The sequence below is a fragment of the Marinomonas lutimaris genome (assembly GCF_019426345.1).
GTDB classification, from domain to species: Bacteria; Pseudomonadota; Gammaproteobacteria; order Pseudomonadales; family Marinomonadaceae; genus Marinomonas; species Marinomonas lutimaris.
Window position 1 is genome coordinate 426,357 of sequence record NZ_JAHLLW010000002.1, and the last position, 7,836, is coordinate 434,192.

At 42.1% G+C, this 7,836-nt stretch carries 6 protein-coding genes and 3 tRNA genes; all 9 read right to left on the bottom strand.

Annotated elements, in window-relative coordinates:
- Positions 1-436: 436 nt before the first annotated feature.
- Entirely contained in the window at positions 437-2,926 is a 2,490-nt protein-coding gene (locus KPL72_RS04970) for a Lon protease family protein (protein WP_219702052.1), read from the bottom strand.
- Between the two features lie 193 nt (positions 2,927-3,119).
- Positions 3,120-3,938 carry a TatD family hydrolase gene (locus KPL72_RS04975; RefSeq protein WP_219702053.1) on the bottom strand — a complete coding sequence of 273 codons (819 nt, stop codon included), beginning with the start codon at positions 3,936-3,938 and terminating at the stop codon, positions 3,120-3,122.
- Between the two features lie 7 nt (positions 3,939-3,945).
- Positions 3,946-4,884 (bottom strand): DNA polymerase III subunit delta', encoded by a 939-nt coding sequence (holB, locus tag KPL72_RS04980; protein ID WP_219702054.1) that lies wholly within the window; start codon positions 4,882-4,884, stop codon positions 3,946-3,948.
- On the bottom strand, positions 4,885-5,523 hold the full coding sequence (tmk, locus tag KPL72_RS04985; protein ID WP_219702055.1) for a dTMP kinase: 639 nt from the start codon (positions 5,521-5,523) through the stop codon (positions 4,885-4,887). It abuts the gene before it with no gap.
- 12 nt (positions 5,524-5,535) lie between these two features.
- A complete protein-coding gene (gene mltG, locus KPL72_RS04990) occupies positions 5,536-6,567 on the bottom strand; it encodes an endolytic transglycosylase MltG (RefSeq protein WP_219702056.1) in 1,032 nt (343 codons plus the stop codon).
- Entirely contained in the window at positions 6,554-7,381 is an 828-nt protein-coding gene (pabC, locus tag KPL72_RS04995; RefSeq protein WP_219702057.1) for an aminodeoxychorismate lyase, read from the bottom strand. Before pabC ends, mltG begins: the two co-directional genes overlap by 14 nt.
- Positions 7,382-7,429: 48 nt before the next feature.
- Positions 7,430-7,505: transfer RNA gene (locus KPL72_RS05000), tRNA-Glu, on the bottom strand.
- Positions 7,506-7,533: 28 nt separating this feature from the next.
- A tRNA-Gly gene (locus KPL72_RS05005) sits at positions 7,534-7,608 on the bottom strand.
- 54 nt (positions 7,609-7,662) lie between these two features.
- Positions 7,663-7,738, bottom strand: a tRNA-Glu gene (locus tag KPL72_RS05010).
- Positions 7,739-7,836 lie beyond the last annotated feature (98 nt).

Sequence of the window (7,836 nt, forward strand, 5' to 3'; positions counted from 1 at the left end):
TTTGTAATCTAATTCACTAATGACATTTAAGGTGTTTGACGTGTATCTTACAAACTTTATTACCTCGTCAGATAGATTAGTCATTTGAATGATAAGGGAGTTCAATATTTTTAAGTTTAGATACAAATTACTTGTTCTGTTCAGTCTAACCATAAGCAGTTTTACTTTCGCAGAATGCAGCGACTTTGACGCAAAACTTGCAGCAGACAAGGATGCGCAAAAGTACATGAGTGGAAAAACATTTAAAAATGCTTTGGTCTTAAAAAAGCACCTTCCTAGCAAAAGAAAAGAGGTCGCCAGCTATGTTTATGTCAAAGCAGACGACCTCTATTATACGGTTTTTTCTTTAGTAGACTCTAAGTGCAAGACTAAAATCATCAAAAGAACCAATGGCAAGCACTAGGAAGATCTTGCAACAACTCCCTTACTTCGCCATTTATTTTTTATCTTTTTCTGGCTTCTTCACTTTCTCAGATTTTTTATCTTTATCTTTTTTTGAAGATTCATTAGATTCTTCTTCAGAGTCGTCGTCTTCGTCTTCATCTTCCTCTTCTTCACCAAGCTTGGATATTTCTTCTAGTCGTTCGATTACTCGAGCAGATACCGAACCTTCTGGGTATTCACCCTCTTCATCGGCAATACCAGGCTCAATGCCAGTCAGTAAATGCAAGGCTTCGTCGGCGGTAGAGATGGCGTAAACATGGAACATCCCCGCTTGAACAGCGTCGACAATCTCGTCGCTCAACATCAAATTAACGGCATTAGATTTAGGTATAATCACACCTTGTGTGCCAGTTAATCCGCGCGCGTTACAGACATTAAAGAAACCTTCAATTTTTTCATTTACGCCACCAATGGCCTGAATTTCACCGTACTGATTTAACGAACCAGTAATAGCTAGATCCTGACGTAGAGGGACCTGAATCAATGCGGACAGCAAACAGCATAATTCTGCTGTAGAAGCACTGTCACCATCGATATAACCGTAACTCTGCTCCATAGCGATAGAAGCAGAAATATCTAATGGAAAGCGCTGAGCGTATTTATTGCCAAGATAACCAGACAAGATCAACACACCTTTAGAGTGAATATTTTGACCGAGATTTGACTCTCTTTCGATATCAATAATGCCTTTACCGCCAGGATAAACCGTTGTGGAAATACGAGCAGGGGCACCAAAGCTACTATCACCTATCTGCATAACGGTTAAACCGTTAATTTTACCCACTGCATAACCGTCACTTTCTAGCAACACCGTACCTTCTATGATCTCTTCAATGATTTTCTCACTGACTCGACCTGTTCGATGTTTTTTCGCTTTCAAAGCACGCGAAATGTGGTCTGCAGTGATTTCACTGTCTTTCGCCATCTGACGAACAAAATCGGCCTCACCTAACAATTCGAACACGTCACCAATTTTTGCCGCCATTTCACGTTGATGTTCAGCTAAACGACTACTGTATTCGATCAAAGCGGCAACACCATCACGAGTTACGTTGGCGTATTCTTCTTTATCCACTCTGTCCTTCATTAGGCGAGCAAAGGACAGTTCAGAATCTTTAGAGCGTTTTAGAGTATCGTCGAAATCGACTAAGACTCGGAACATTTCCTGGAAATCAGGATCCGCATCTTGTAACAAGTAATAAATATCACGCGCTCCGATCAATACCACTTTCACCTGTAAAGGCAAATCCTGCGGCGATAGAGTTGTGGTATTCATCAAGCCCATGTCAGCATAAGGATGCTCAATTTTGATGGTCTTGCTCTTTAATGCACGCTTAAGAGCTTCCCATAAATAATGGTCTGTTAGCAGCTTTTCGGCGTCTAAAATTAAGTAACCACCATTGGCAGCATGCAAACTACCAGAACGAATCAAACGGTAGCTTGTTACCAACATACCTTGATCGCTACTGTGTTCTACCTGACCAAATAAGTTACGGTAAGTAGGATGTGGCTCGTACACCACAGGCTGCCCACCATTCGTTTCGTGAGTAATAGCGATATTTGGCAAATACAGTTCTTCATAAAACTGACGACGACCGATTTCATCCCGATTTTCAGACGCTTTATCGTCAGCCATTTGATCAATGATGGTTTTGTCTAAATCATCTCTCAATGCTTTTAAATGCGCACTAATGTCAGCATCATCTTTGTACTTTTCAAACAACCCAGACATTAATGGGTCTAGCGCTTCTTTGACAGTATCTAAATTTAGCTGGCGAATTTGCTCATAAGTTGCGCGCTTCCATTGCGGTAAGCCCAACAACTCTTCATTAAGCAACCCTTCAAGTGTCGAAACACCTTCTTGAAATGCATCGCGCTCGTCATCGGTTAATGCAGCAAACTCATTTTCTTCTAAAGCTTTGCCATCCTTCATAGGAGCAAAACTGACAGAAGATGCGTCACGAAACATAGCGACGCCAATTTTGCCAGACACACGCTCTACTTTATTAATTGCTGCTTCGTATTGATCGTTAAAAGCACGGTCAATAACACTTTTCTGTTGCTGATACGTTGGGTTTTCAAAAGCCGCTGGGAAGGTAACCATCAGGCCATCAATTAACGCACGAATCTCTTTTTCAAATTCAGACGCTTGACCCGGAGAAAACTCTAATGCTTTCGGGCGATGGCTTTCAGTAAAGTTATTAATATAAGCCCATTCATTAGGTGCTGTACGGCGTTTCGCCTCACTTTTTAAGTAGCTTAATACATAAGAAGAACGACCAGTGCCTGAATCTCCCATAGCAAAAATATTGTAGCCTGGGCGCTGCATCGCCACACCAAATTGAATGGCCTCAACCGCACGCTCTTGCCCCAAAATACCGCTGAGTGGCTCAATATCATTTAATGTTTTGAAGGTTAGGTGATCAGCAGGAACTTTGGCTGAAAGAGCTTGATACGGTAGAGAAGTAACCATGTTGGACATCAATGGATTTCCTTATGTCTAACAAGCCATGCAAAAATAGGCTTGTGAAAGAAGAAGGCTCTTCTTTCAAATATTTTAAATAAATACAATACGTTGAGACTAACACTCTGATTTCACTTCGACTATATAGAAGAGGAAATATCACTGCTTTATTAGCAAACGAACATCAGTTGCCCAACTTTTTGTTACTCGATTACACTGTACCTTGGAGAAAGCTCTGTAGCTGAAGCTGCGGATCGGCTTTTCCAAAAACTCTATGGAAATTAGCAGCCGTCGCTTCTAATAAGGCTTCATAACGAATGCCTTTTAGATCCGCCACATATTGGGCCACTTCAGAAACATACTGGGGCTCATTTTTTTTACCACGATAAGGTACGGGCGCTAAATAAGGCGAATCTGTTTCAACAATCAAAGATTCTAACGGTAGCTTGCGAACGGTTTCTTTTAGATCTTGTGCGGTTTTAAAGGTCACAATGCCAGAAATAGAAATCAGATAGTTTTCATCTAATGCCGCTTTTGCCATGTCGTAATCTTCAGTAAAACAATGCAGCACACCAGCACTATCACGATTGCCATATTGCTTAATCAAAGACAAAGTGTCTTCTTTTGCATTTCTGGTATGAACAATCACAGGTAGGCCAAGGCTGCCAGCTGCTTTAAGGTGATGAATAAAACTCACCTTCTGGGCTTCATGAGCCTCTGCTGATGCTTCATAAAAATAATCTAAACCCGTTTCACCGATCGCGATTACTTTTGGATCAGCGGCGTACTGGCGCAGTAGATTATCGTCGGTAACAAGACCTTCACTCTGTAATGGATGAACACCGCAGCTCGCGTAGACTCCGTCACGGTTGGTAAAACCAAGCACGGTATCCATTTTGTTAAGATCGACAGAAATAGTAAGTAGCTGTCTAACGCCCTTTCGGTACGCGGCATCAATGACTGAATTTATATCATTGTTATGTGGAGCCAGATCAAGCATATCAAGATGGCAATGGGTATCAATTAACATAGTTGGTTTACCACTGATTCAATTCGTGTGTGAGTTGCATAATGGGGTTTAAATTTGTTTTTTTAAGGTCTGCCTTCAATTTTTGCAACGATTGATAACGCTGCATTAGAGCTTGAATGCCTAGACGAACAATAAGGACGTCATAAATCCCCTGCAGTGCTTCATCAATAGGCGCACCAGTTGAATGGCAAATGCATTGATGGAGAATTGCCGCTAAGCCGTTGCAGTAATCTTCAATATTATTACTGTCCAGACCTTTTAATACAGCACTAACTGATACTGTTCCTCGCAGCATGCTCGTCAATTGATCTGGCAAACCCGCATATAACTGAGTCTTATTTTGCTGTTGAATCGACAGTAAGCGAAATGGTTGAGTGGTTAACCAAAACAGCGAACTCAAGGTTTCGCCATCAGGCTGCTGCAACAACCACAATTTTACTTCACTCAAACTTGGAGTTGGGACGTTCACCAATAAACAACGGCTGCGAATGGTCGGTAAAAGGCTGGTTGATTGCGAACTAGTGAGAACAAAAAAGGTTCTATCGGCAGGTTCTTCAAGCGCTTTCAACACAGCATTGGCGGCATTAATATTCATCGCTTGGGCGTGGGTAATTAATACGACTTTGTTTTGACCAACTTGGGGCTTTTGGCTAATTTGACGAACTAATAAACGGACTTGGTCGACTTTAATCGTCGCGGCCTCACCATCTAAAACGCGAAAATCAGGGTGCGTATCGGCCTGCATCAGCTGACAAGAATGGCAAGCGCCACAAGCGGCAGCCTGATCCCTTTCGCACATTAAGTCTTTCACCATTTCATGGGCAAGTTCTTCTTGCCCAACGCCATCAGCACCAGTAATTAATAACGCATGAGAAAGGCTTTTGGTTTGTTTCAGCACCTGAACTTGGCGCAAACACGGAATCAACCAATCAGCAATATTTGCCATCTAACAGTCACCAGCCCAAGTTTTGTTTAGTTTTGCCAGCTGCTCTTCAATCTGTTTTTTGACTGATTCTAAAGACTGACTAGCATCAACAACTTTAACTCTTTTAGGGTCCGCTTTAGCTCGCTCAAGAAAACCATCACGAACTTTTTGATGGAATGCTAGTGACTCTTTGTCTAAACGGTCTTGATGTTGACGCTGTACAACGCGTTCTTGCCCTACTTCAACAGGCACATCTAATACCAGGGTCGCATCAGGCTTATTATCGCCTACCACCCAATTTGCCAATTGATCAAGCATGGCGAGATCACCACCACGTGCTTTACCCTGGTAAACGTAACTTGAATCCAAAAAACGATCACTGATAACCCAAACGCCTTTATTTAACTCAGGTTGGATTTTTTCCGCCAAATGTTGTGCTCTGGCAGCAAAGACAAGCAATAACTCAGTGACATCATTCACTGCTTCTTCGCGAGGCGTCAAAATAAGCTGACGAATCTCTTCCGCGAGTGGCGTACCGCCTGGTTCACGAGTCATTATGTAGGGGATTTTTTGATCATCTAACCATTCGCGAATAAAATGAATCGCCGTCGTTTTACCACTACCTTCTCCACCCTCAAGCGAAATAAATTTACCTCTCATACCACTATTCCTCTATTTCGCAATGACTGGAGTCGAACGATAGTCTTCTCGGCGTTTAAACTGATATTCTCTTACCGCTTGGTTATGCTCTTTAAGAGTACTTGAAAAAGCATGAGTCCCATCCCCCTTAGCAACAAAATACAAGGCTTTGGTATCTCCTGGATTTAATGCCGCCTCAATGGCTGCACGGCCGACATTAGCAATCGGCGTGGGCGGTAAGCCATAAATTTTATAGGTGTTATAAGGTGATGAATCCTGCAAGCCTTTGCGCGTCAAATTACCCTTGAATAAATCACCAAGACCATAGATAACGGTAGGATCCGTTTGTAGGCGCATGCCTTTTTCTAAACGGCTAATAAATACTCTCGCTATTAATGGTCGCTCATAAGGCACGCCCGTTTCTTTCTCAATAATAGACGCCATGATTAATGCTTCGTAAGGCGATTTATAAGGTAAATTCTCCGCTTTATCCTCCCACAAATGACTCAACGTTTGCGCCATCAGCTCATTTGCATGTTTTAAAATACTGACGTCTGTGTCGCCTTCATGGTAGCGATAAGTATTTGCGAAGAACTGCCCTTCCGGATGCACAAGGCCAAGACCTAGCTTTTTTGCGATCTCTTCGTTAGATGCATCAAGCAAAGTCATAGTGATATTTCCACGAGCTTTCATTGCCAATAGAAAATCACGAGTTGTTTTACCTTCCAACAAAGTAATGGAATAAAAAATAGACTGACCGGAATCAAACAGGGCCATGATATCCAATAAATTCATCTCAGGTTTGATGGCATACTTACCAACCTTAGGCACCCACTCTGAATGCAATTTCGCAACCACTCGAGTTAAATATGGATTCGCAATCAAGCCTTTTTCGCTTAGCTCATTGCCTAAACTATATGCCGTGTCTCCCGCTTTAACTTCAAACTCTTCTTTAGAGGTTATTTCGACAGGAGCCGTAATAGAATGGTAAAGGTACCCAGCCAATATAGCCGAAAGAGTAATAGATAAAAAAACAACGCGGTAGAACCATTTAATGAACGCCATGCGTATCCTTAGCTTGCATTAAAACTTGTAATTTTCGAGTATGAACCCCAATGGGGAAAGATACTCCTGTAACACCAATGACTGGCACTATACCCATGAGGCTGTTAGTGATAAACACTTCATCCGCAGCCATCAGATCAGCAAGCAAAAATCGGCCAACCTGAATGGTATAATTATATTGATGTTCAATAATGGCTTTTCGATAAGTGCCTTGCACACCAGATTGTTCAAGTGAAGGGGTGTAAATTACACCCTGTTTGCACCAAAAAAGATTACTCTGAATACACTCAACCAGCTCACGATTGCCATTCATCATAATTGCCTCAAAATCAGGCGACGATAAAAATTGCTTAGCAATCACATTCTCAAGCCGATTTAGGTGTTTCATTCCTGCAAGAAAGCGGTTGGTACTAGCCGGAACGGGAGAAACGGAGAGTAAAACGCCTTTTTCTCTATATTTCTGATAATTAGGTGCGGGTAGGATACCGATAATGATGGAATGAATACAGTTCTCAGGCGCTAAATAGCCTCTTCCACCTTCTCCTCGGCTGACAATAATTTTTACGACAGACTCTTCATTTATGAGTGACAAAACATCGGAATACAGAAAATTATACAGAGATGATTTTTGATCTGAAGAAAAAGGCATAGCAAGCTTAGAAAGCCCACGAAAAAGACGAGAAAGGTGATCATTTATTTGCAAGAAGCACTGAGGAAAAACACGAATAGTTTCAAAAACACCATCGCCGTAAGCCAAACCACGATCAGCAACGGAAACCGAATTGTCTAATCTGTAATTGACAAACCAAGTCATGGCTAAAAACTCAAAAATGAAGGTTAGCTATGATAGCGCAAAAAAGAATGGCGTCCCATAGGGGGTTCGAACCCCTGTTACCGCCGTGAAAGGGCGGTGTCCTAGGCCTCTAGACGAATGGGACATACAAAAAACTTTCTCTTTTAAGAAAGTGGAGCGGGAAACGAGGCTCGAACTCGCGACCCCAACCTTGGCAAGGTTGTGCTCTACCACTGAGCTATTCCCGCATTTTTATTGCTATACACTAGTTAGCAATATTTTACCTTTAATAAAGGTAAAAGTGGCGTCCCATAGGGGGTTCGAACCCCTGTTACCGCCGTGAAAGGGCGGTGTCCTAGGCCTCTAGACGAATGGGACATAAACTTTTATCACACTAGCAATTTATCTTTCCTACATCACTTTTACATTAAAAATGTAAAAGTGGCGTCCCATAGGGGGTTCGAACCCCTGTTACC

Coding starts and splice junctions, on each gene's coding strand:
- holB (WP_219702054.1), bottom strand. CDS start 4,884: ATGGCAAATATTGCTGATTGGTTGATTCCGTGTTTGCGCCAAGTTCAG.
- tmk (WP_219702055.1), bottom strand. CDS start 5,523: ATGAGAGGTAAATTTATTTCGCTTGAGGGTGGAGAAGGTAGTGGTAAA.
- KPL72_RS04970 (WP_219702052.1), bottom strand. CDS start 2,926: ATGTCCAACATGGTTACTTCTCTACCGTATCAAGCTCTTTCAGCCAAA.
- mltG (WP_219702056.1), bottom strand. CDS start 6,567: ATGGCGTTCATTAAATGGTTCTACCGCGTTGTTTTTTTATCTATTACT.
- KPL72_RS04975 (WP_219702053.1), bottom strand. CDS start 3,938: ATGTTAATTGATACCCATTGCCATCTTGATATGCTTGATCTGGCTCCA.
- pabC (WP_219702057.1), bottom strand. CDS start 7,381: ATGACTTGGTTTGTCAATTACAGATTAGACAATTCGGTTTCCGTTGCT.